13 protein-coding genes are annotated in these 23,229 nt (G+C 69.1%); 6 read left to right on the top strand and 7 right to left on the bottom strand.

Annotated elements, in window-relative coordinates:
- Positions 1–378: 378 nt before the first annotated feature.
- Both BLR75_RS05320 and BLR75_RS05315 read right to left on the bottom strand, forming a co-directional pair.
- On the bottom strand, positions 379–1,812 hold the full coding sequence (locus BLR75_RS05320) for a sigma-54 interaction domain-containing protein (protein WP_084311566.1): 1,434 nt from the start codon (positions 1,810–1,812) through the stop codon (positions 379–381).
- Complete coding sequence (locus BLR75_RS05315) at positions 1,809–2,939, bottom strand: PAS domain-containing protein (RefSeq protein ID WP_084311567.1); 1,131 nt, start codon at positions 2,937–2,939, stop codon at positions 1,809–1,811. Before BLR75_RS05315 ends, BLR75_RS05320 begins: the two co-directional genes overlap by 4 nt.
- Before the next feature lie 286 nt (positions 2,940–3,225).
- Between BLR75_RS05315 and BLR75_RS05310 the strand changes: the two genes are divergently transcribed.
- A complete protein-coding gene (locus tag BLR75_RS05310; RefSeq protein ID WP_084311568.1) occupies positions 3,226–4,866 on the top strand; it encodes a SulP family inorganic anion transporter in 1,641 nt (546 codons plus the stop codon).
- 94 nt (positions 4,867–4,960) lie between these two features.
- On the opposite strand, the gene BLR75_RS05305 is transcribed toward BLR75_RS05310, so the two are convergent.
- Positions 4,961–5,662 (bottom strand): SDR family NAD(P)-dependent oxidoreductase, encoded by a 702-nt coding sequence (locus BLR75_RS05305; protein WP_084311569.1) that lies wholly within the window; start codon positions 5,660–5,662, stop codon positions 4,961–4,963.
- A gap of 270 nt (positions 5,663–5,932) precedes the next feature.
- On the opposite strand from BLR75_RS05305, the gene BLR75_RS05300 reads away from it, so the two are divergent.
- The 3 genes from BLR75_RS05300 (at position 5,933) to BLR75_RS05290 (ending at position 11,072) form a co-directional block, all read left to right on the top strand.
- Complete coding sequence (locus BLR75_RS05300; RefSeq protein ID WP_255312782.1) at positions 5,933–7,030, top strand: NAD(P)H-dependent flavin oxidoreductase; 1,098 nt, start codon at positions 5,933–5,935, stop codon at positions 7,028–7,030.
- A 140-nt stretch (positions 7,031–7,170) separates the two neighbouring features.
- Positions 7,171–9,837: a winged helix-turn-helix domain-containing protein gene (locus BLR75_RS05295; RefSeq protein ID WP_084311571.1), complete on the top strand. Its 2,667-nt coding sequence runs from the start codon at positions 7,171–7,173 to the stop codon at positions 9,835–9,837.
- 119 nt (positions 9,838–9,956) lie between these two features.
- Positions 9,957–11,072 carry a CaiB/BaiF CoA transferase family protein gene (locus BLR75_RS05290; RefSeq protein ID WP_084311572.1) on the top strand — a complete coding sequence of 372 codons (1,116 nt, stop codon included), beginning with the start codon at positions 9,957–9,959 and terminating at the stop codon, positions 11,070–11,072.
- Positions 11,073–11,122: 50 nt separating this feature from the next.
- On the opposite strand, the gene BLR75_RS05285 is transcribed toward BLR75_RS05290, so the two are convergent.
- The 4 genes from BLR75_RS05285 to BLR75_RS26940 form a co-directional block, all read right to left on the bottom strand.
- On the bottom strand, positions 11,123–11,722 hold the full coding sequence (locus BLR75_RS05285; protein WP_084311573.1) for a DUF2889 domain-containing protein: 600 nt from the start codon (positions 11,720–11,722) through the stop codon (positions 11,123–11,125).
- Positions 11,723–11,834: 112 nt separating this feature from the next.
- Positions 11,835–14,570 carry a winged helix-turn-helix domain-containing protein gene (locus tag BLR75_RS05280; protein WP_084311574.1) on the bottom strand — a complete coding sequence of 912 codons (2,736 nt, stop codon included), beginning with the start codon at positions 14,568–14,570 and terminating at the stop codon, positions 11,835–11,837.
- A gap of 327 nt (positions 14,571–14,897) precedes the next feature.
- Entirely contained in the window at positions 14,898–16,445 is a 1,548-nt protein-coding gene (locus tag BLR75_RS05275) for an acyl-CoA synthetase (protein WP_084311575.1), read from the bottom strand.
- A 132-nt stretch (positions 16,446–16,577) separates the two neighbouring features.
- The gene (locus BLR75_RS26940) at positions 16,578–19,118 is read right to left on the bottom strand and encodes a LuxR C-terminal-related transcriptional regulator (RefSeq protein ID WP_090416008.1); all 2,541 of its coding nucleotides are present in this window, start codon (positions 19,116–19,118) and stop codon (positions 16,578–16,580) included.
- Between the two features lie 502 nt (positions 19,119–19,620).
- On the opposite strand from BLR75_RS26940, the gene BLR75_RS05265 reads away from it, so the two are divergent.
- On the top strand, positions 19,621–21,441 hold the full coding sequence (locus BLR75_RS05265; RefSeq protein ID WP_084311577.1) for a DUF1302 domain-containing protein: 1,821 nt from the start codon (positions 19,621–19,623) through the stop codon (positions 21,439–21,441).
- A gap of 26 nt (positions 21,442–21,467) precedes the next feature.
- Complete coding sequence (locus BLR75_RS05260) at positions 21,468–22,838, top strand: DUF1329 domain-containing protein (protein ID WP_084311578.1); 1,371 nt, start codon at positions 21,468–21,470, stop codon at positions 22,836–22,838.
- Positions 22,839–23,229: the final 391 nt, after the last annotated feature.

Below are 23,229 nucleotides of genomic sequence, written 5' to 3'. Positions count from 1 at the left end.
GGGCACCCAAGTCGGATGCCATCGGCGTGAATCAATGACCCTGCCGTGAGGCAAGGGCTTGACGTTTCCTTCAGCACAGGCTGTGCCAACTTTATAAGTTATTGAAAGTTAAGGAATTTATTTTTATGGCGAAAAATTTAGGAAAAATCTGTAAGCAAAAATGAATAGGGTGGCGATGCATTACTGCAGCACTTTGTAGGGCAGGGACTACGAGGGACGGACGGAAGGGAAATGGCGTCGAAGAGTGACCGATCGGTCGCGATTTGGGCGGAGAGAGGGCTGATTTTTGTAGGAGCCAGCTTGCTGGCTCCTACAGGTCGAGGCAGGGCTTGACCTGTAGGAGCGGGCCATGCCCGCGACTCCAGCGTCCCGCCAGGCTCACTCCCGCTGCAACTTCCGGATCAGCGTGCCGATATCGATGCCCAGCTGCGCCGCCGCCTTGCGCTTGCTGCCGTGCAGGAGCACCGCGCGGTTGATCAACTGGCGTTCGTAGCGCTGCACCTGGGCTTTCAGCGGCTCGTCGCCAAGCTCGGCGGCGGTCTCGTCGGCTGTTGCGCTCGGTGCCGGTTGCTCGGAAAGCAGCTCCGGCGGCAGGTGCAGCTCTTCCGCCACGTCGTCGGCGAGCACCGCCAGGCGTTCGAAGATGTTCACCAGCTCGCGGATGTTGCCGGGGAAGTCGTGCCCCAGCAGGCGCTGGCGGCAGGCCACGGACAGCCGCAGGGTCGGCTGGCGGTCGCGGTTGATGCGTGCCAGCAGCACGTCCATGAGCACCGGCAGGTCGTCGCGGTGGGCGCGCAGCGGCGGGATTTCCACCGGCAGCACGGCCAGCCGGTAATACAGGTCGGCGCGGAACAGGCCGTCGGCGACCAGTTGCCTGAGGTCCTTGTTGGTGGCGGCGATCACCTGCACCTGGACCTTCTTGCTCAGCGGCGAACCCACCGGCTGGATGCTGCCGTCCTCGAGGAATTTCAGCAGCTTGGCCTGCACGTGCAGCGGGATCTCGCCGATCTCGTCGAGGAACAGCGTGCCGCCGGCGGCGCTCTCGATGTAGCCGCGCTTGCCGGAAGCCAGCGCGCCGGTGAAGGCGCCGCGCTCGTAGCCGAACATCTCCGACTCGAACAGGGTGTCCGGGATGCTGCCGCAGTTGACGTCGATGAACGGCCGGTCGCCCCAGCCGGCGGCGCGGTGGATGTGCCGGGCGATGGCGGTCTTGCCCACCCCCGGTTCGCCGAGCAGCAGCAGGCGGGCGCGGCGGCGGAAGGCGCGCACGCCCATGTCGGCGATGCCGGAAAGCAGCGGCGACATGTGCAGCGCGTGGTCCTGCGGATCGCCGAGCAGGCCGGGCGGTTCCTCCGCCACGCGCGGGGCGGACGCGCCGCCGCGCAGCGAGCCCTCGCGCGCCTCGTACTCGCGCTGGACCAGCAGGCTGAAGGGCTTCTCGTAGGGGCCGGTGGGCACCGCCTGGGCGCGGGTCAGGTAGACGCGGCCGTCCCGCGAACGGGTCAGCGCGCTCTTGCTGCCGCGGCGCATGGCCTGCAGGAAGTCGTCGAACTGCAGCGCCGAGCGCTGGAAGAAGTCGGCATCGCTGAGGCCGAGCACGTCCTCGCGGGCGACGCGGTTGACCCGCTCCGCCGCGAGGTTGAGGAAGCGCACCCGCGAATCGCCGTCGCAGACGATCAGCGCCTCGCTGAAGCTGTCGAGCAGGGCATGCAGCGCCGGGCTTTCCAGCAGCGCGGCGAGTCCCTCGGCGGTGGTGCTGACCGAGGAGCGCATGCCCATGCGCATCGGCGCGAGGAAGCCGTCCTCGGTCATGGATGCAGTTCCGCGACGGGCGCGGTGGCGGTGGCCTGGCGCAGCACGATCACCCGCCAGGCCACGCCCTCGCGGATCAGGATGCGCGAGCAGTGGCTGTTGAACGAGCGGCAGACGCCGTATTGGTCGGGCAGTTCGAGCATGTACCAGGTACGCTCCGGCAGCGGCAGCCGGTCAAGGGTGGAGGCCACGCCGGCGGCGCGGGTGATGCCGAAGATCTGTTCGAAGGCGGCGTTGCGCCATTGCGGCTGGGCCAGATCGTCGATCACCAGCACGGCGTCGGGCACCGCGTCGAACACCCGGCGCAGCGCTTCGATGCGCTCCTCGGCGTCGTGCTGCATGCGCAGCTCCTGGCTGACGTCGCGCAGGCTGCCCCACATGCGCAGCATGCGGCCGTTGTGGATGCTGGCGCGGACGTCATTTTCCACATAAGCCGGCGAACCGTCGTGGCGCCGGTCAACGGAAAGTGCGCCGTCGACGTGGAATTCCGCCTCGATCAGGCGCCGCACGAAGGCCTCGTTGGCCGGGCTGCGCGGCCAGTACAGGCGCACCGGCTGCTGGCTGAAGTCGACGTCGGCGGGCATCTCGTAGATGTCCGCCATGGCGCGGTTGCACATGCGCCAGTAGGAGCGGTTCTCGAACACCTGACGGACGATCTCGTCCGGCGTCTGCAGGATATCCACAGGCTCGGCGAACTCGATGCACCAGTAGGCGACCTTGGCGCTGTAGAGCATCTGGCTCATCACCTCGTTGGCGCCCTGCTGCTCGGCCAGGCGCCGGCTCAGGGCGCCCAGCGACATCTTCACCAGGTGCAGGCGCGGCGCCTGGCCGTCGCGCCACTGCAGGATGCCGCTGGCGAGCACCGGCAGCAGGCCGCCGTTGTGGCGGATCAGGGTCAGCTCCAGGTCTTCCACGCGCTCGTCGGCGGGCGGACTGGCGAACAGCTGGTGGAGGGCGTTCACCGATTCAGCCGTGTAGATGCGCTCGATGCCCTGGCCGACCAGCGTTCCGGGCGGATAGCCGAGCTGGTCGCTCTGGGCGGCGGAAACCTCGAGCAGGCGTCCGTTGGCGGCAATGCTGTCGGACAGCAGGAGTCCTTTTTCCGACAGCAGGAGTAGTGAATCCATGTTCTCTCCATGAAAAACCGAAAGCGGGAAAGCGGCCGCCGTCGAACCTGACGGGCAGCCGATCGAACACAGAGGCATGTTGCATGCCACCCGCGCCGGGCCGCGTGGAATGGGCTCCGGCGCCATCCATCGGCTCGGGGTGTTGGCAAAAATGCAGCACTGTCGGCTTTTGTGCAGCGATCTGCATAGCCTAGTGGTTCGTCTGGCGGGAGGTCGTATAGGGCGACGGAGGGTCGCTCGGCTAATATCGGGGAATCCGTTCCGTCAGCCACAGGAGTTCGCATCGATGATCGCCCTACAGGAAGCATGGAAAGCCGGTCTGCTGGGCCGCGCGCACTGGGCGCGCAACCTGGTTTCCGGGGTGATCGTCGGGGTGGTGGCGCTGCCGCTGGCGATGGCCTTCGCCATCGCCATCGGTTCCGGGGTCAAGCCGGAGCAGGGCATCTACACGGCGATCGTCGCCGGCGCGCTGGTCGCCCTGTTCGGCGGCAGCCGGGTGCAGATCGCCGGGCCGACCGGCGCCTTCATCGTCATCCTCGCCGGGGTGACCGCGAAGCACGGCATCGATGGGCTGCAGATCGCCACCATCATGGCCGGGATCATCCTCCTGCTGCTCGGCGTGACGCGCCTGGGGGCGATCATCAAGTTCATCCCGGCGCCGGTGATCGTCGGCTTCACCGCCGGCATCGGGGTGATCATCTGGGTCGGCCAGTGGAAGGACTTCTTCGGCCTGCCCGAGGTCGGCGGCGAGCACTTCCACCAGAAGCTCTGGAGCCTGCTGCAGGCGCTGCCGCAGCTGCACCCGATGACCACCGTCCTGGCCCTGCTGGCCCTGGCGCTGGTGATCTTCTCCTCGCGCATCCGCGGCCTGAACAAGGTCCCCGGGCCGCTGGTGGCGATGGTCGCGGTGACCGTCATCCAGTCGCTGTTCCACTTCGAGGGCGTGGCCACCATCGGCAGCGCCTTCGGCGGGATTCCCCTCGGCCTGCCCAGCCTGAGCCTGCCGGAAGTGACCCTGCCGCGCGTGCTGGAACTGATCGGCCCGGCCTTCGCCATAGCCATGCTCGGCGCCATCGAGTCGCTGCTCTCGGCGGTGGTCGCCGACGGCATGGCCGGCACCCGCCACGACTCCAACCAGGAGCTGATCGGCCAGGGCATCGCCAACATCGCCGCGCCGCTGTTCGGCGGCTTCGCCGCCACCGGCGCCATCGCCCGCACCGCCACCAACATCCGCAACGGCGGCAGCAGCCCGCTGGCCGGCGTCATCCATGCGGTCACCCTGCTGCTGATCGTGGCGTTCCTCGCCCCGCTGGCATCGAACATCCCGCTCTGCGCGCTGGCGGCGATCCTCTTCGTGGTGGCCTGGAACATGAGCGAGGTGAAGCACTTCGCGCGCATGGTCCGCCGCGCCCCGCGCGCCGACGTGGCGATCCTGCTGATCACATTCCTGCTCACCGTGCTCAGCGACCTGGTGATCGCGGTGAACATCGGCGTGATCCTGGCGATGCTGCACTTCATGCGGCGCATGGCTTCCTCGGTGGGCGTGCACGAGGTCGCCGAGCAGGAGCTGGAAGTGGAACTGCGCGGCCGCGGCATCGACCAGCTGCCGCCCGGCGTGCTGGTGTACGACATCGAGGGGCCGCTGTTCTTCGGCGCGGCGGAAACCTTCGAACGCGCGCTGGCGCAGACCCATACCGACCCGCGGGTGCTGATCATCCGCCTGCACCGCGTGCCGTTCATGGACATCACCGGCCTGGAGACCCTGCGCGAGGTGATCCAGCAGCTCAAGCGCCGCGGCATCGTGGTGCGCCTGTGCGAGGCCAACCACCGGGTCGACGGCAAGCTGCGCAAGGTCGGGGTGCTCGACGAGATCGGCGATACGCACTACCACGCCGATTTCCCGGGGGCGCTGGCGGCGAGCTCGTAGGTCGCGGGCATGGCCCGCTCCTACACGGTTCCGCTGACATGTTCGAGTAGGGCGCATAACGCGCCAGCGTTATCCGCCGTTCACGGCAACCGCTTCACACCCGCCCGTTCACCGGAATCAGCGCCCCGGTCACCGCGCTCGCCGCATCCGACAGCAGGAAGGTGATCACCGCCGCCAGCTGCTCCGGCGTCACCCAGCGGCTGAAGTCGGCATTCGGCATGTCGGCGCGGTTCTGCGGGGTGTCGATGGTGCTCGGCAGCACCGCGTTCACCGTCACCCCGCGTTCCTTCAGTTCCTCCGCCAGGCTCTCGGTCAGGCGCGCCACGCCGGCCTTGGATGCGGCGTAGGCGCCCATGCCGGCGCCGGCCTTCTGTGCGCCGCTGGAGCCGATGTTGACGATGCGTCCCGCGCGGCTCTGCAGCAGCAGCGGCAGCGCCGCCTTGCTGGCGGTGACGGCGGTGCGCAGGTTGACGTTGTACATCTGGTCCCAGGCCTCCAGGTCGCCGTCGGCCAGGGTCTGCCAGCGGAAGCCGCCGGCGACGTTGACCAGCGCGTCCAGATGGCCGCACTCCTTGGCGACGCGCGTCATCGCGGCCTGGGCGTCGTCCCAGGAGGTCAGGTCGATGCCGGTGATCTGCAGGGCGTGCTCGAGCGCGTGCGGCACGTCGGCGCTCGGCGAATGGCCGAGCATGACCACCTTCGCCCCCTGCTCGGCGGCGGCCTGCGCCACCGCCAGGCCGAGGTTGCCGAAGGCGCCGGTCACCGCGACCACGCGGCCCTTGAGGTTCCTGTCCATCGGTTGCTCCTTGTGGTTTCAGTGGTGGCGGAAGCCGCCGGCGCCGGCATGGCCGGGGCGCCAGGCGATCGCGCTGATGGAAATCCGTGGATCACCCAGCATGCGCCTGGCCGGCTGCGCGCGCACCTGGTTCCGCAGGCTGCGGAAGTTCGGGCCGCAGGGCGCCCGGCGTGCACGGGGTGGGTGGCGCCCCACCCCGCTGCCGCCAGCCCACCCTCCGGGTGAGGTGTCGCCCGCCCGGCGGCGCGTGATCATGGCCGGAACACAACAATAACGAGGAAGACCGCCATGAAGACCCGCATCACCGAACTGCTCGGCATCGAGCATCCCATCGTCAGCTCGGGCATGAGCAAGGTCGCGATCCCGGAACTGGTGGTGGCGGTCTGCGAGGCCGGCGGGCTGGGCATTCTCGCCAGCGCCTCGCTGACGCCCGAGGAAGCGCGCGCCTCGATCCGCCGCATCCGCGAGAAGACCTCGCGGCCGTTCGGCATCAACATCACCATGAAGACGCCGTTCGCCGCCGACATGTGCCGCATGGTGCTGGAGGAGAAGGTGCCGGTGGTGAACATGTCGCTGGGCCGCGACGCGCGCTTCTTCGCCGCCGTGCATGCCTACGGCGGCAAGGTGATCAACACCGTGACCACCGAGAAGCACGCCAAGGCGGGCCAGGCGGCCGGCGCCGACGCGCTGATCGTCACCGGCCACGAGGCGGCGGCCCACGGCGGCGCGGTGACCTCGCTGACCCTGATTCCCTACCTGCGCGATGCGATCGACCTGCCGATCATCGCCGCCGGTGGCTTCGCCGACGGCCGCGGCCTGGTGGCGGCGCTGGCCCTCGGCGCCGATGCCATCGCCATGGGCACGCGCTTCGCCACTTCGCAGGAGAGCGGCCTGCACCCGAACATCAAGAAGGCCGCGGTGAGCAACAGCGTCGCCGACACCCTCTACAGCGTGAACTTCGACAGCCTGCCGTGCCGGGTGATGGACGGCGCCGAGGCGCGCCGGCAGATGAAGCGGCCGATGACCCTGCCCAAGGCCTGCCTGCGCGCGCTGAAGGTGGCGCGGGATTCGAAGGTGCCGCTGAGCAAGGTGCTGCGCATGATCTGGGACAACCCGGCGGAGTTCCGCATGCGCGCGCACTGGGGCGCGTTCGGCATCCAGGGGCGCAAGGGCATCGTCGAGGGCGACCTGGAGCACGGCATTTCCCCCATCGGCCAGTCCCAGGGCCTGGTGCGCGAGGTGCTGCCGGCGGCGCAGGTCATCCGCAACGTGATCCAGCAGGCCGAGGCGGTACAGGCGCGGCTGACCGCGACCCTGGGGACCGCCCCGGCCGGCGTGGGAGCGGTGCGATCCGCGCAGATGGGGTGAGTCCCGTTGCTCACGGGACGACGGAGCTGATTGCATTCCGGCCAAACACGCCCTGCATTCGGCCAGCGCGGTCGCCCTGGCGTTTTCCGCGGAGGGGCAGTCGTACATAGTGGACCGGTCGACGATTCCGCCCGCGCCCCATGAAGCCGACCGCCCCGCTGATCTCCACCAGATTCGCCCCGCCGCGCATCGGCAGCCAGGCCGTGCCGCGCGCGGACCTGCTCGCCCGCCTGCACGACCGGCGCCCGTGCCGGCTGCTGCTGGTCACCGGCGGCGCCGGCTTCGGCAAGAGCACCCTGCTGGCGCAGTGGCGCCAGGCGCTGATCCGCGACGGCGCGACGGTGGCCTGGCTGTCGCTGTCGCCGGATGATGGCGTGCCCGAGACCTTCTGCGCCAACCTCGACGGCGCGCTGCGGCAGGCCGGCGTGGCGCCGGACGAGCAGTTGCCCTGGCTCGGCGCGGTGGAAGCGGAGCGGCGCGGACGGCTGTTCGCCTCGCTGCTGATCAACCGCCTGGCGCGGCTGAACGACGAGCTGTACCTGATGATCGACGACTGCCAGCACGCAACCGATCCGGCCATCGCCCGGCTGCTGCAGACCCTCGTCGACGACGCGCCGCACAACCTGCACCTGGTGCTGGCCTCGCGCACGACGCCGGGGCTGCGGCTCGGACGGTTGCGGGCGATGGGCGAGCTGTGCGAGCTGGAGTGCGCCGAGTTGTCGTTCAGCTTCGGCGAGTCGCTGGCCTTCCTGCAGACGCACCTGGACGGCGCCATCGACATCGACAGCGCGCACTCCATGCACGCGCTGACCCACGGCTGGCCGATCGGCCTGCAACTGCTGTCCATCGCGCTGAAGGCCAATCCCGGCCGGCGCCCCGGCATCGACGCGCTGCTGCCGGACAGCGTCGGCCTCGGCGCCTATCTCGCCGAGGACGTGATGGCCGGGCTGCCGGCGGAGCTGGACGAATTCCTGCAGAAGATCTCCATCCTGCGCCGCTTCAACGCTTCGCTGGCCGGCTGGGTCGGCGAGGCGCCGCAGGCCGAGGCGCTGATCGGCATGCTCGAAGCGCGCAACCTGTTCCTGCTGCCGGTGGACGCCGGCGCGGAGCATCACTGGTACCGCCTGCACCCGATGTTCGCCGAGTTCCTCGGCCAGCGCCTGCACGCCTCCGGCGCCGACGTGGCGCAGCTGCAGCGCCGCGCCGCGGAGTGGTTCGCCCAGGCCGGGATGGTCGAGGACGCGGTGCGCCACGCGCTGCAGAGCGGCGATTTCGAACTGGTCGGACAACTGCTCGAACGCCTGCAGCCGAAGGACTACAGCGTCAGCGACCTGATCCGCTTCATGCGCTGGGTCGAGCGCCTGCCGCGTGCGCAGCTGGCGCGACATCCCTCGCTGCTGGCGCTGTGCGCCTGGGGCTGCGTGCTGGCGGCGCTGCCCGATCCGGCGGAAGGCTGGCTGGACCTGCTCGACGCGCTGCCGCAGCCGTCGCCCTGGGCTCCACAGGTGGCGCTGATGCGCGCGGTGGTCGCCTCGCAGCACGAGCAGCTCGAAGCCAGCCTGGCGTTGCTGCCGTCCCTCGACAGCCTGCCGCGCAGCGCGCTGATGGCGCAGGTGCACGCCTGCGTGGCGATCAACTGCGTGGCGCGCCTGGGCCGCCACGCCGAGGCGCGCAGCCTGTTCCATGCGCCGGCCGCCCGGGTGCTGCATGCGTCCGACAGCGAGATGGCGCTGATCGCCCGTTTCGCCGGGGCCAATGCGGCGCTGCTCGAAGGCAACCTGCTGGAGGCCGAGCGGATCGGCGCGGCGGTGCTGCGGGAGGCGGAAACCCGGCACGGACGGCGCTCCACCAGCGCCTGCCTGGCCGCGGCGATGATGGCCGAGGTGTTCCACGAACTGGATCGCCTCGATGCCGCCCGCGAGGCCCTGGCCAATCGCATGGACGTGCTGGATTGCGCGGTGCAGGGCTACAGCATTTCCGCCGCGCTCTGCCATGCGCAGCTGCTGGCCTCGGCGCGCGAGGCGCTGAACTACCTGGAGCGCATGGAGGCGCGGTTCCGCAGCCGCGGGCACCCGCGCGGCGTGGCCAGCATGCTCGCCGGGCAGGTGCGTCTGGCGCTGCAGTGCGGCGACCGGCGGCTGGCCGAAGAGCGCCAGGCGAATCTCGAACGGCTGGCGGACAACCATCGCGGCGGCGCTTCGCTGGACCAGGAGATCGCCTGCCTGACCGCGCTCTCCCGCGCCCGGCTGGCGCTCTCCCGCGCCCGGCTGGCGCTGGCGCGGTGCGAAGGCGAGGCGGCGCTGGCTGCGCTGGCGGTCGCCGAGGACATCGCCGGGCGCTACGGGCGTGGCGTCTGGCGGGTGCGCATCGACCTGCTGCGCGCGCTGGCGCTGGACCTGCTGGAGCGCCCCGACGCGGCGCTCGACTCCCTGCGCCGGGCGCTCGCCAGCGGCTATCGCGGCGGCCTGCGGCGCAGCTTCCTCGACGAGGGCGAGGCGCTGCAGGCGCTGCTGGCGCGCCTCGAACCGCTCGCCGATGCGGCGCTGGAAGCCTACCGCCAGGGCCTGCTGGCGCACCCGGCCGGCGAGAGCGCCCCGGCGCGGGCGCGGCGACCGGCGCCGGAATCGCCGCTTACCCCCCGCGAGCGGGAAATCCTCGAACTGCTGGAGCAGCCGATCTCCAACAAGCGCATCGCCCTGGCGCTGAACCTCAGCCTCGACACGGTGAAATGGAACCTGAAGAACATCTACGCCAAGCTCGGCGTCACCAGCCGCTACGAGGCGGTGGTGGCGGCGCGGCGGCGTTGAGAGGCCGGATGCCGCCAGTCCGACAGCGCCGCCCGCCACCCGGCGCGGGTAGCTAAAAGCGCCGGGGGTCTTTGTTAGCCTGAACCGAACGCAAGTCCCGGATTCGGAGAGAGAAACAGATGCTGTCGGGTATCAAGATTGTCGAAATTTGCGGGATCGGCCCCGGTCCCTTCTGTGCCATGCACCTGGCCGACCTCGGCGCGGAAGTCATCGCCGTCGAGCGCGCGGCGTCCACCTCGATCACCGGCGAGGCGAACGCGGACAAGAACCCGATCAACCGCGGCAAGCGCTCGGTGACCGCCGACCTGAAGACCGCCGAAGGCCGCGAGACCGTGCTGAAGCTGATCGAAGGCGCCGACGCGCTGATCGAAGGCATGCGCCCCGGCGTGATGGAGCGCCTGGGCCTCGGTCCGGACGTGCTGCTGGCGCGCAATCCGAAGCTGGTGTTCGGCCGCATGACCGGCTGGGGCCAGAGCGGACCGATGGCGCAGGCCGCCGGCCATGACAACAACTACGTCTCGCTGTCCGGCGCCATGTACCACTGCGGCACCGCCGGCGAAGCGCCGTCGTCGCCGATCACCCTGCTCGGCGACATCGGCGGCGGCGCGCTGTACCTGGCGGTCGGCATTCTCGCCGGCATCCTCAACGCCCGCGCCACCGGCAAGGGCACCGTGGTCGACGCCGCCATCGTCGACGGCTCGGCGCACATGATGGGCCTGATGCTCGGCCTGGCGAAGAAGGGCCTGCTCAGCGAGCAGCGCGGCAAGAGCGTGCACGACGGCTCGCACTTCTACGCCACCTACCGGTGCGCCGATGGCCGCTACGTCTCGGTGGGCTCGATGGAGCCGCAGTTCTACGCGCTGCTGCTGGAGAAGCTCGGCCTGAAGGACGACCCGCTGTTCGCCAAGCAGTGGGACAAGTCGCGCTGGGAAGAACAGCGCGCCGCCCTGGCGAAGATCTTCGCCGGCCGCACCCGCGCCGAATGGTGCGACCTGCTGGAAGGCACCGACGTGTGCTTCGCCCCGGTGAACAGCCAGCAGGAAGCGGCGCGCCACCCGCACATGGTCGAGCGCGGCGTCTACTTCGAGCGCGACGGCATGCTGCAGGCTTCGCCGGCCCCACGCTTCGACGGCAAGGTGGTCGCCCCGGGCGAAGTCCCGACCCGCGGCCAGGACACCGCCGAGGTGATGGCGGCGCTGGAGGCCGGCAACATCGCGGGCGTCTGGCGTTCCTGATCATCGATCGTTCCCACGCGGAAGCGTGGGAACCATGTCCAGTCCGTGCCCTACGAACTGCTGGCGATCAGCTCCGGCTGGTCTTCCGGTTTGCGCCGTTCCAGCGGCCAGACCCGCTTCGCCGGTTCACCGTCCGCACGGAACGCATGACAGGTGTCGACCATCCCGGGCTTGGCCATGGGCCCTTCGCCGGTGGGCGTGGGCATCGGGCCGATGGTCGAGCGGCTTACCGAGAACAGCGACTGGTAGGCGGTGGTCGCCAGCGGGCCGAGCAGTTCGGAAAGGTGGGTGCAGCCGCTGGCGCCGCCGAACAGGCTCTTCACCTTCTGGGTGAAGCCGGGGCCGATCCTCTGGCCTACCAGCGCCGCGTAGGCGCCGTCGATTTCCGCGCAGAAGGGGGTCGGCGAGGCGGCGATATGCGCCTCCATGCGCTGGATCACCAGGTGCCGGTCGACGGTCATGCTCATGTGCATGTCATGGATGGCCCCGCCCGGCTCCACGTCGCGGTAGGGCAGGCGGGTGGCGTCGGCGCTGAGGTCGCGCATGTGGCCCTCGATGTCGTACAGGCCGTCCTCGCGCTCGTAGCCGGTGCAGGTGATCTGGCGGGTGTGCAGCAGCTTGCGCCTGCTGGTCGGTTCCGATGTCTTCATTGGCCTTGTTCTCGTTCGGAATGGGGCAGCGTTCGCCGGGCGAACGGCGTGGTCCCATGATGGCCGCGGAAGCGCTGCCACGCACTCACTCCAAACGGGGGGGCTGGCGACGCTAGCCGGAAGACAGGTCGCGCATCCTGGCGATGGCTTCGTCGCGGCCGGAGACGCCGAGCTTCACGTAGATGTTCTTCAGGTGCCATTTCACCGTTTCCGGCGAGACGTTCAGCGCGCGGGCGATCTTCTTGTTCGGCATGGCGTGGGCGAGCAGGGCCAGCACCTCGCCTTCGCGTTCGCTGAGCGTGCCGAGCGCGGCGGGTTCCTGGCTGGCGCCGGCGTCGTGCTCCGGTCCGGCCGCGACGGCGAGCAGACGCTGCACGTAGAAGCCCAGCACCGGGTCCAGGCAGTTTTCCGCGAGCAGTTCGGCGAGCAGCTTCGGCAGGCGCGACGAGAGGCTCAGCAGGGTGCGCAGCAGGCCGAGCCGGTGGCCCAGGCGCAGCGCCTCGATCAGCTGCATGCGCGATTCCCCGGGGTTGCCGCGGGCATGCTCGACCAGCGCCAGCTGCAGGCGCAGGGTCGCAGCGCGGCGCCAGCGCCGGCTCGCCTCGGCGGCGTCGATGAGGGGGGACAGCAGCGTGGCGGCGCCGGCGAAGTCCTTGTTCAGCAGGCACAGTTCGATCTGTGCGCGCTTGCCGAAGGTGCGGATCTCGCCTTCGGTGCCCTGGGCCACGTCGGGATAGCGCGCCGCCAGCGCTTCGACCTCGCGCAGGATGGCTTCCGCCTGCTCGCCCTGTCCCTCCTGCCGCAGCCAGCCCTGGCGCGTCATCAGCGAGGTCACCAGCAGGCGGTCGAGCTGGTAGTTGCTGGCGTACTCCTCCAGGCGGTCGAGCTGGGCGTGGGCTTCCAGGCGGCGGCCGGCCAGCCAGTGCGACAGGGCCAGCACCAGCAGCGCCTGCAGCACGGAGTCCGGCATCGCGGCGCGCTCCAGCACGCCGATGCGCGGTTCCAGCAGCGTGCGCGCCGATTCGCACTCGTTCAGTTCGTAGAGGACGCTGGCGAGCAGGCCGGCGGCCATGAAGGCCACGGCGCCGTAGGACGGGCCCTGCTGTTCGGCCTCTTCCAGCACTTCGCGGAAGATGTGCTCGGCCTGGGTGATGCGCCCCTCGATGATCAGGCTGATGCCGCCCACGCAGCGGCCGATCAGGCTGCGCCGCGGCGAGCCGCCGGGCCGTTCGCCGGCGTCGAGGATATCGCGGGCGTACTCGTATTCGCCCTGGTACATGTACAGCCAGGCGAGCACGTTGCTGCGCCCGGTCTGCAGGTAGTCGTCGGCGTCCTCGGGGATGTCCAGCAGCTCGGGCAGGATGGCCTGCGCCGCCGCCGAGTCGTCGCGCAGCATCGCCATGCTGCCGCGCAGCAGGGTCAGGTGATAGCGCTGGCAGGGGTCGAGGCGCTCGCGGGTCGATTCCAGCTGCGCCAGGCTCTGGCCGAAGGCGCCGAAGTTGCGCGTGTACAGGTGGATGTGCGCCATCACCAACTGCAGGGCGAAGCGCTGCTGCAGCTGCTCCGGCGGCAGGCGGCGCAGCAGGCCGGGGAGCTGGCCGAGGTCGCCGCGGGCGAGCAGCTCGATGGCGCAGGCTTCGACGATGTCGGCGGCGGCCTGTACGTCGCCGGCCTGGATCGCGTGATGCACCGCCTCGTCGACATGCCCGCGGCCGCTGAACCAGCCGCGGGCGGCGGCATGCAGCGCCTTCTGGTCGATTTCCGGATGCCCCGCCAGCTGGTTGCGCAGGGCTTCGCGCAGCAGCGGATGGAGGCGGTACCAGACGTCCCGCTCGTGGCTTTCGATGCGGGTGATGAACATGTTCTCGCTGTCCAGCCGCGCCAGCCGGTTGAGCACCCGCGGCTGCGCGTAGGGCTGTCCGGTCAGGGCGGCGCACAGCGAGGAGCAGAAGCGGTTGCAGATGGACGCGCGCAGCAGCAGGTCGAGGTCTTCCGGCGCCAGGTGGGCCAGCACCTCGTGCTCGAAGTAGCTGGCGAAGGCGCCCGGGTCGCGCACCTGCACGTGCGGATAGCTGGCGCCGTGGCGGGCCTTGAGGTCGACGGCGAACAGCTGCAGGCCGGCGGCCCAGCCGTCGGTGAGCTCGTGCAGGACCTCGACGTCGCGGCGCTCGATACGGCCCAGCTGCTCGCGGAGGAAGCGTTCGGACTCCTCCAGGCTGAAGCGCAGGTCGCGCAGGTCGAACTCCGCCAGCAGGCCCTGGGTGCGCAGGCGGGTGAGCGTATGCGGCATCGGCAGCGCGGCGCGCGAGCCGAGCACCAGGTGGAACTGCGCGGGGGCGTAGTCGAGCAGCCATTGCAGGATCAGCAGGTTGCGCCGGTCCGCCAGGTGATGCACGTCGTCGAGCATCAGCACCAGTTGCTGCTGGCGCTGGGCGAGCCCCTGCACCAGGGTGATGACCCAGTGCTCCAGCGCCAGGTCGTCGTTCTCCCGCCCGGTGAGGATCGCGGCCTCGCGCACCATCGCCGGGTCCACCTCGGCGAGGCTCGCCAGCAGGCAGTGGGAGAAGCGCGTCAGCTCGTTGTCCTCGCCGGTCAGCGAGAGCCAGGCGACGTCGAAGTTCAGCGCCAGCAGCTCGCGGCGCCAGGCCAGCAGGGTGCTGGTCTTGCCGCAGCCCGCCGGCCCCTGGATCACCACGCAGCGCTGCCGGCGCGCCTCCTGCAGGCGGGCGATCAGCGCATCGCGCGGCATCAGGTGGCGCGCGCCCCGCGGCGGGATGACCTTGGTGCTGGCCACCAGCTGCAGCTCGCGGTCGGGGCAGGGGATACCGGGCATGGAGAAGTCGGGCATGGCGTGTCGCTATGCGGCGCGGGCCGCTCATCCGGGAAAGGTTTTCGACGGAGGATATCCGTTTTTTCAGACAGGGATTGCAAGCAAATGTACTTGGCGCACGGTTGGCGGGTGTGTGACGGGGTTGCGGATAGGCGGGAGGTGCGGGACGGAGGAGGGGAAAAGCAGCGCTGAAGTCCGTAGGGCGGGTGCAACCCGCCGGATCGCCAGGGCAATGGCGGGTTTCACCCGCCCTACCTGATGCCGGCATGTCGCGGGCATGGCCCGCTCCTGCGGTCGGGGGCGGCGTAGGGTGGAAATCGCCGAAGCGATTTCCACCATTCCTGCTCAGGCCGGCTTCGGCCAGTAGCGTTCGCGCAGTTGCTGCTTGGACAGCTTGCCGGTGGGCATGCGCGGCATGCAGTCGATGAAGTCCACCGAGCGCGGCAGCATGTAGCGCGCCACCCTGTCCCGGAGGAATTCGACCAGTTCCGCGCCGAGTTGCTCGGACGGCTCTACGCCGGGCGCCGGCTCGATGATCGCCTTGACCTCCTCGCCCATCTCCGCGTTCGGCACGCCGATCACCGCCACGTCGCCAACCTGCGGGTGCAGGGCCAGGGCGTCCTCGATCGCCTGCGGGTAGATGTTCACCCCGCCGGAAATGATCATGAAGTTCTTGCGGTCGGTCAGGTACAGGTAGCCGTCCGCGTCCACGTGGCCGACGTCGCCGAGGGTGCTCCAGTTCGGATGCTTCGGGTGCTGCGCCGAGCGGGTCTTCTCCGGGTCGTTGTGGTACTGGAAGGACGGCAGTTCGGAGCCGAAGTACACCAGGCCGGTCTCTCCGGGCGGCAGTTCGTTGCCCTCGTCGTCGCAGATGTGCAGGGTTCCGATCAGCGCCTTGCCGACCGAGCCCGGGTGGGCCAGCCATTCATCGCTGTGCAGGGCGGTGGCGCCGTTGCCTTCGCTGCCGGCGTAGTACTCGCTGAGGATCGGACCCCACCACTCGATCATCTGCCGCTTGACCTCCACCGGGCAGGGCGCCGCGGCATGCAGGGCGTTGCGGTGGCTGGACAGGTCATGGCGCTGGCGTTCCTCCGCCGGCAGCTTGAGCATGCGCACGAACATGGTCGGCACCCACTGGCTGTGGGTGATGCGGTAGCGCTCGATGTTGGCCAGGGCCAGGCGTTCGTCGAACTTTTCCATGAACACCACGGTGGCGCCGAGGTTGTGCATGCTGGTGGTGAAGTTCAGCGGCGCGGCATGGTACAGCGGCGCGGAGGACAGGTAGACGGTGTCGCTGGCGTAGCCGAGCAGCGCGACGATCGGCCTGACGGAGCCGCTCTCGCTGATCTTCACCTCCGGCAGCGGGCGCAGGATGCCCTTCGGCCGGCCGGTGGTGCCCGAGCTGTACACCATGGCGCCCCCTTCCCATTCCTCGGCCAGGCGCTCGGCGGGGAATTCGGCGACGCTTTCCTCGAAGCTGCTCCAGCCGTCGATGACGCCATCGATCATCAGGCGCCGCGGGCAATCGGGGGTCAGCGCCGGCAGGTCGCGGACGGTTTCGCGCAGCGCCCAGCTGCTGACGATCAGCCGCGAGCCGCTGTCCTCGACTATGTAGGCCGCCTCGCTGGCGGTGAAGAAGCGGTTGATCGGCACCACGCGCAGGCCGGAGCGCAGGGCCGCCCAGCATACTTCGAAGCAGCGGATGTGGTTCTCCATGAGCATGGCGAAACGGTCGCCGCGGCGCAGGCCCTGGGCATGGAGGAATTGCGCGAAGCGGTTGGAGCGTTCGTCGAGTTCGCGATAGGTGAGGGTCTCGCCGGTGGAGGCGTTGATCACTGCCGGCTTGTTCGGGGTGAGGATGGCGAAATCGCCGAGGTACTTGGGTGCGTCCATGGTGTGTTGTTCTTGTGCCTGGATGCGCAGCGCGCGGGGCGAAAATCGTGGCACGGCTGTGCGGCAGGCAGACCTACCCGCAGCGGGGGGCTGGCACCGTGGCGACCCCGGCGCGACCCATCGGCGTCCGGCTCAGGACAACACGCCCATGGCCTTGGCGCGCACCACCGCCTGGGTGCGCCGGGTCACGCCGAGCTTGTGGTTGATGTGCTTGGTGTGCGCCTTCACGGTGTTGGTCGAGATGTACAGGCGCTCGCCGATCTCCTGGTTGGACAGCCCCTCGGCGAGCAGCTCCAGCACCGAGACTTCCCGCGAGGTGAGTTCCTCGCGCTTCTTCAGTCCGGCGCCGGGCCTGACCTCGTGCTCCACCGGCCTGGCCGCCGGGCTGGCCTTGGCTTCGCCGACCAGCAGGTTGAACGAGCTGCCGGCCCCGCCGTTCTGGCGCTCGCCCGCGGGCGCCTCGGGCTGGGCCTGCTGCAGGCGGCGGAGGGTCTGCCGGGCCTTGGCCAGCAGGGCGTGGAAATTCAGGCGCTGGCATTCCTTCATGGTGGTCTGCAGGCGTTTCTCCGCCTCGCGGGTGCGGCCCAGGCCGTGTTCGGCGCAGGCCATCAGCAATTGGTTGCGCAGCACCAGTGAGGGCACCTGGATGCCGGTCAGGCGGGCGGTGGAGCCGCGCAGGTAATCCTCCAGGGCGCGCGCCATCGGCATGGCCTGTTCCCAGTTCTTCTGGCGCACCAGGATGTTCACCGACTGCAGGTTGAGCACGCCGCGATAGGTGGTTTCCTGGGCGTTGGCGCACTGCATGCGCCGTTCCGCGTCCTGCAGGTAGCGGAACGCCAGCTGGTGGTCGCCACGGCAGGACGCCAGTTCCGCGAGCCCCGCCAGCGCATGCAGGACCGACGAGCCGACCCGCGGCGACAACTGCATCGCCTCGCGCATGCTGCGTTCGCCGCCATCCAGGTCGTTGCGCTGCATCTGCAGCCGGCCCCGCATCACCAGCAGGCGCGCCTGCAGCAGCGGATGGCGGTTGCCGTCGGCGTCCAGCAGGGCGAGGTTCTCCTGCACCAGGAATTCGGCGAGGCTGGTTTCGCCGCAGAGCAGCATCAGGCAGGTGCGCTCGCTGTTGGCCAGGGACTCGCTGGCCAGGCAGCCCTGGCGCCGCGCCTGCTCCACCGCGGTCATCAGGAGCTGCCGGGCCTGCGCGGTCTCGCCGGCGCCCATCGCCATGCGCGCCAGGGTCGAGTAGCAGAGGAAGGCGATGTATTTCTCGTCCTCGCCCAGGTGGCTCAGGGCCGCCTGGCAATGTTCCCGGGCGCCGTCGCAGTTGCCCAGCATGCCCTGCAGGGAGCCGTGCAGCGCCTGCCAGGCGGCCAGCGCCCGACGGTTCTGCTGCGCGCTGGGCAGCGGCAGGAAATGGCTCAGGCGCGCGAGGCAGACGGCCGCATCGTCCAGCCGGCAGGCCATCAGCAGGGCGCTGGCATTCAGCAGCACCAGGTGTCCGGTGCCCTCCAGCAGCTGCGTGGGCAGGCGGCGGCGCCAGTCGAGCATGGATTGCAGGTGTTCGCCGCCGAGCAGCCAGGCCGGGCTGAGGCGGGACATGTAGCTGACCGCCATGTCGGCGTGGCCGGCGGCCAGCGCCAGTTCGATGGCCTCGTCGGTGAAGTGCAGGGCGTTGAGGATGCGGCAGGCGGACAGGCGCAGGCGGTTGATGTCGGCCGTGGCCTTGCGTCCCTGCAGCACCTGGGCGACCACGGGCAGCAGGCGGTACCAGCGGCCGTCGCGGTCGGCGGGCAGGAAGAATGACTGCGACTGCAGCAGGCGCTGGAACAGCGCACGGCCATCCAGGTCGTCCCACAGCTGGGCGCAGAGTTCGGCGGAGAAACGCGGCAGGTGGGCAAGCCCTTCGAGCAGGCGGCGCTCGTCCGAGTCCAGGCGCACCAGCAGCTCGCGCTCCAGGTAGTCGCCCAGCCAGGATGCGCTGCCCGGCGTGCCGTGCCGCCGGGTGCTCAGCAGGAGGCGCGCGCCGGCGCACCAGCCCAGGCTCTGCTGCCAGATCGTCTCGCGGACGCTGGCCGGCGTGTCCGGCGCGATATGGCTGACCAGGCTGTCCAGCTCCTCGCGGGAGAACGCCAGGGCGGAGGCGTCCAGCTCCAGCAACTGGCCTTCCAGCAGCAGGCGCGGCAGGTTCCACGTCGGCCGCTGCCGGCTGCTGACCCACAGACGCACCGGCGCCCGGGAGTTCAGCAGCAGCTGATCGATCCAGGCATCCAGCCGGGAGTCGGCATGCGCCGGGTAGTCGTCGAGCACCAGGCACAGGGTGGCCGGGGATCGTTCGAGGAATTCCAGCAACGCCGCTCCGTCGTCCAGCCCTTCGACGCCCAGCTGTTCGGCGGCCCGCACGCAGAACTGTTCGAGGGACAAGGGCATGCCCGCCAGGTTGAGCCGGACCTGCCGCTGCCCTGCGGGCTCCTGCTCCAGGCAGGCGTTGATCAGGCAGGTCTTGCCATAGCCGGCGGGCGCGCACAGCAGGCGCAGGCGCTGCGGGCTTTCCAGCAGCTCCGCCAGCAGCTGCGGGCGCGGCAGCAGGTGGGCCGGCTGGCCGGCGCGGCCCGGCAGGGCGAGAGAGGTGGGCCTGGACCTTTCCAGATCCATGGCTGGAGCGGGCTGCGACATCTTGTTCTCCGTGGCGGCAGGCCTTCGCTCCGCCGGTGACACTTCTGCGAGTGAATGATCGATGCAGCGTGGCCGGCCTGTTACGGGCCGCCGACCGGCGCGGGCAGATGGCCGTCATGCCCCGGCGCCGGTTCCATCGATTCTTCGGCATCGCCGGTGCCGGGCAATACCCTTTTCGGGTGATAAACCGGACGGCCCGACCAGTGCCGGCGACTTCCGCGGGGAATGCGCCCCGTGAAAGGGGGCAGGAGCGTCGGAGCGCGGTAACAGCGCGGGGTGACAGGCCGGGGCGATGGCTCCGGCGCGACATTCCCGGGCCTCGTGCGGGACCTCCGCGCGTCCGGGCGGACGCTGCTCCCGTTACCTTTTGTAATCACCCCTCGACGAGCCAATCACCCGCACGGGTGACGCAAAATTACCTCAACAGGCAATGCCCGCCTTGCCTGCCGCTCCCTAGCATCGAGCTTCCAACACAACGAAACGCTCGTACTCGGAGTACCGCATGACAACTATAAGAAAGCGCGGGATGTTCCAGCCGCACCTGCTGACGGTGGCAGTCGCCCTGGGGATCGGCGCGCAGGCCCAGGCAGTCGAATTCAACATCGGGGAGATCGAGGGCCGCTTCGACTCGTCCCTTTCCATCGGCGCCAGCTGGGCGGTACGCGGGGCCGACCCGGACTACATCTCGCCGAACAACGTGATGGGCAAGCGCGGCGAATCCGGTACCGCCACCGTCGATGACGGCCGCCTGAACTTCAAGAAGGGCGAAACCTTCTCGAAGATCTTCAAGGGCCTGCACGACCTCGAACTGAAGTACGGCGACGGCGGCGTCTTCGTGCGCGGCAAGTACTGGTACGACTTCGAGCTGAAGGACGAGCACCGCCTGTTCTACGACATCGACGACAGCGGCCGCGATGACCTGGCCAAGTCGTCCGGCGCCGAATTCCTCGATGCCTTCGCCTACTACAACTACAGCCTCGGCGATCTGCCGGGCAACGTGCGCCTGGGCAAGCAGGTGGTGAGCTGGGGCGAGAGCACCTTCATCCAGAACGGCATCAACGTGATCAACCCGCTCGACGTCGCCGCCCTGCGCCGCCCCGGTGCCGAGATCAAGGAAGGCCTGATCCCGGTGAACATGTTCTACGTGTCCCAGGGGCTGGGCGAGAACCTGACCGCGGAAGCCTTCTACCAGCTGGAATGGGAGAAGACCATCGTCGACAACTGCGGCACCTTCTTCGGCGCCGACGCCGTCGCGCAGGGGTGCAACGACCGCCTGGTGGCCGCGGGGCCCGACCTGGCGCCCGGGGAGTCGCCGAACGTCGGCCTGCCGATCCTGGCGAGGCCGCCCATCCAGGGATTCAGCAGCAACGCCTACTTCCCGCGGCTGAAGGATGACGAGGCGTCGGATAGCGGCCAGTACGGCCTGGCGCTACGCTGGTTCGTGCCGGAGATGAACGACACCGAATTCGGCGCGTACTACATGAACTATCACAGCCGAAATCCGTACATCAACATGATCGCCCGCGATGCCAGCCTGCCATCCACCGGCTCCGCGGCGGTCGATCCGATCCGGCAATCCCGCTATTTCGTCGATTACCCGGAAGACATCCGCCTGTACGGCCTGAGCTTCCAGACCAACGTCGGCGGCACCTCCCTGGGCGGCGAGATCAGCTACCGGCCGAACATGCCGCTGCAACTGTCCTCGCCGGACTTCATCGCCGCCGCGATCGGCCGGCCGTCGCCGCTGATCGCGAACGGCTACCAGACGTTCGTGCCGGGGCAGGAGATGACCTCCTACAAGCGCATGCCGGTATTCCAGGCGCAGATGACCGCCACCCAGTTCTTCGACCAGATCTGGGGCGCCAGCCGCCTGACCCTGGTCGGCGAGGTGGGCTACAACCGCATCAACGGCCTGGGCGACACCGACGGTTCCGACCTGCGCTTCGGTCGCAGCCCGGTCTTCGGGGCGGGTCCGAGCGTCCTGGCGGGCAACCCCTGCAATCCGAACCCGACCACCAACGCCAAGTGCAGCCCGCACGGCTTCTACACCACCCACTCCTGGGGCTACCAGGCGCGCGCCAAGCTGGACTACAGCAACGTATTCGCCGGCATCAACCTGTCGCCGAACCTGGCCTGGCAGCACTCCGTGGATGGCTACGGCCCGAACTTCGACGAAGGCTCCAAGGCCATCAGCGTCGGCATCGATGCGGACTACCTGACCACCTACACGGCCAGTCTCAGCTACACCGACTTCTTCGGCGGCGACTTCAGCACCAACGGCGACCGCGACTTCGTCGCGCTCAGCTTCGGCGTGAATTTCTGATCCTGCACAACGCAGAGGGTAAGCACATGAAGACAAGAACGATGATGCATGTCGGCGCCCTGGCCCTGTCGCTGCTGGCTACCAGCGTGATGGCCGCGGTATCCCCCGAGGAAGCGGCAAAGCTGGGCACCAGCCTGACGCCGCTGGGCGGCGAGAAGGCCGGCAATGCCGATGGCAGCATTCCGGAATGGACCGGCGGCCTCAAGCCGGGCGCCGCACCGGTGGACGCCAAGGGCTTCCTCGGCGATCCGTTCCCCGATGACAAGCCGCTGTTCACCATCACCGCGCAGAACGTCGATCAGTACAAGGACAAGCTGACCCCCGGCCAGCAGGCGATGTTCAAGCGCTATCCGCAGAGCTACCGGATTCCGGTGTATCAGACCCGGCGCAGCGCTTCTTCGCCGCAGTCGATCTACGACGCGGCTAAGCGGAGCGCGGTGACCACCGAGACGGTCAACGACGGCAACGGCCTGAAGAACTTCGAGCAGTCGCACAACTACGCCTTCCCGATTCCGAAGACCGGCGTGGAAGTGGTGTGGAACCACGAGACCCGTTATCGCGGCACCAACTTCACCCAGATCGTCGCCCAGGCCACGCCGCAGTCGAACGGTTCCTACACCGTCGTCGAGTTCAGGCAGGACACGGCGTTCCCGCAATTCATGCCGGATGTCGCAGCGGAGAAGGGCGCCAACTTCCTGTTCTACGTGAAGCAGGAAATCGTCGCTCCGGCACGCCTGGCCGGTAACGTGACCCTGGTCCACGAGACCATCGACCAGGTCAAGGAACCGCGCCTGGCCTGGGCCTACAACGCCGGCCAGCGCCGCGTGCGCCGCGCCCCGCAGGTGGCCTACGACGGCCCGGGCACCGCCGCCGACGGCATGCGCACCGCCGACAACTCGGACATGTACAACGGCGCGCCGGACCGCTACGACTGGAAACTGGTCGGCAAGAAGGAGATGTACGTTCCGTACAACAACTACCGGCTGTGGTCGCCGAAGCTGAAGTACTCGGACATCCTCAAGCCCGGCCACATCAACCAGGACCTGACCCGCTACGAGCTGCACCGCGTGTGGGTCGTCGAGGGCACGGTGAAGCCCACCGAGCGGCACATCTATGCCAAGCGCGTGTTCTTCGTCGACGAGGACACCTGGAACATCCTCGAAGCCGACCACTACGACGGTCGTGGCCAGCTGTGGCGCGTGGGCGAGGGCTTCCAGGTGCTGGACTACCAGCAGCAGGCCAGCCTGTATGCCGCCCAGGGGCTGTACGACCTGATCGCCGGGCGCTATGCGGTGATCGGCATGACCAACGAGTCCAAGCACCCGACCCTCTACGGCCAGAAGTCCACCATGAACGACTTCACCCCGGCTGCCCTGCGCAACGCGGGTATTCGCTGAGCCTGACCGCTATCGCGCCCGCCGCGGGAATGCTCCGCCTGCGGCGGGCGCGGTGCGTTTTGCCGGGGCCTTGGGGGGACGCCAGCGTAGGGTGGACGAGGTTTTTTTCATCCACCATTGCGAGGCCGCGTTCGCGGCCTGCAGCCTGCACGGAACCTCCGCACTTCCTGTAGGAGCGCCATGCGCGCGACATCTTTTCGCGGGCATGGCCCCTACACGATCTATTGGATCCCCGCGCTCGCGAGGATGACGGGTGTGCGTCGAGGTCTCGCCTCACTTCGTCTTTCCCGCGAACGCGGGACAGCGCTTGCGCTGAACGCACTTCAGTGCAGCCCGAAGGGCGAGCGCAGCGAGTAAACCAGAAGACAGTTGCTCCTGCAGTCGGCTCCGC

The sequence above is a fragment of the Pseudomonas jinjuensis genome (assembly GCF_900103845.1).
Lineage (GTDB): Bacteria > Pseudomonadota > Gammaproteobacteria > Pseudomonadales > Pseudomonadaceae > Pseudomonas > Pseudomonas jinjuensis.
This window is presented reverse-complemented; position numbering and strand designations above follow the sequence as displayed.

Bases quoted from the DNA above. Each gene is read 5' to 3' on its own strand.
- BLR75_RS05265 (WP_084311577.1), top strand. From the start codon at position 19,621: ATGACAACTATAAGAAAGCGCGGGATGTTCCAGCCGCACCTGCTGACG.
- BLR75_RS26940 (WP_090416008.1), bottom strand. From the start codon at position 19,118: ATGTCGCAGCCCGCTCCAGCCATGGATCTGGAAAGGTCCAGGCCCACC.
- BLR75_RS05310 (WP_084311568.1), top strand. From the start codon at position 3,226: ATGATCGCCCTACAGGAAGCATGGAAAGCCGGTCTGCTGGGCCGCGCG.
- BLR75_RS05280 (WP_084311574.1), bottom strand. From the start codon at position 14,570: ATGCCCGACTTCTCCATGCCCGGTATCCCCTGCCCCGACCGCGAGCTG.
- BLR75_RS05315 (WP_084311567.1), bottom strand. From the start codon at position 2,939: ATGGATTCACTACTCCTGCTGTCGGAAAAAGGACTCCTGCTGTCCGAC.
- BLR75_RS05285 (WP_084311573.1), bottom strand. From the start codon at position 11,722: ATGAAGACATCGGAACCGACCAGCAGGCGCAAGCTGCTGCACACCCGC.
- BLR75_RS05305 (WP_084311569.1), bottom strand. From the start codon at position 5,662: ATGGACAGGAACCTCAAGGGCCGCGTGGTCGCGGTGACCGGCGCCTTC.
- BLR75_RS05260 (WP_084311578.1), top strand. From the start codon at position 21,468: ATGAAGACAAGAACGATGATGCATGTCGGCGCCCTGGCCCTGTCGCTG.
- BLR75_RS05290 (WP_084311572.1), top strand. From the start codon at position 9,957: ATGCTGTCGGGTATCAAGATTGTCGAAATTTGCGGGATCGGCCCCGGT.
- BLR75_RS05295 (WP_084311571.1), top strand. From the start codon at position 7,171: ATGAAGCCGACCGCCCCGCTGATCTCCACCAGATTCGCCCCGCCGCGC.
- BLR75_RS05275 (WP_084311575.1), bottom strand. From the start codon at position 16,445: ATGGACGCACCCAAGTACCTCGGCGATTTCGCCATCCTCACCCCGAAC.
- BLR75_RS05320 (WP_084311566.1), bottom strand. From the start codon at position 1,812: ATGACCGAGGACGGCTTCCTCGCGCCGATGCGCATGGGCATGCGCTCC.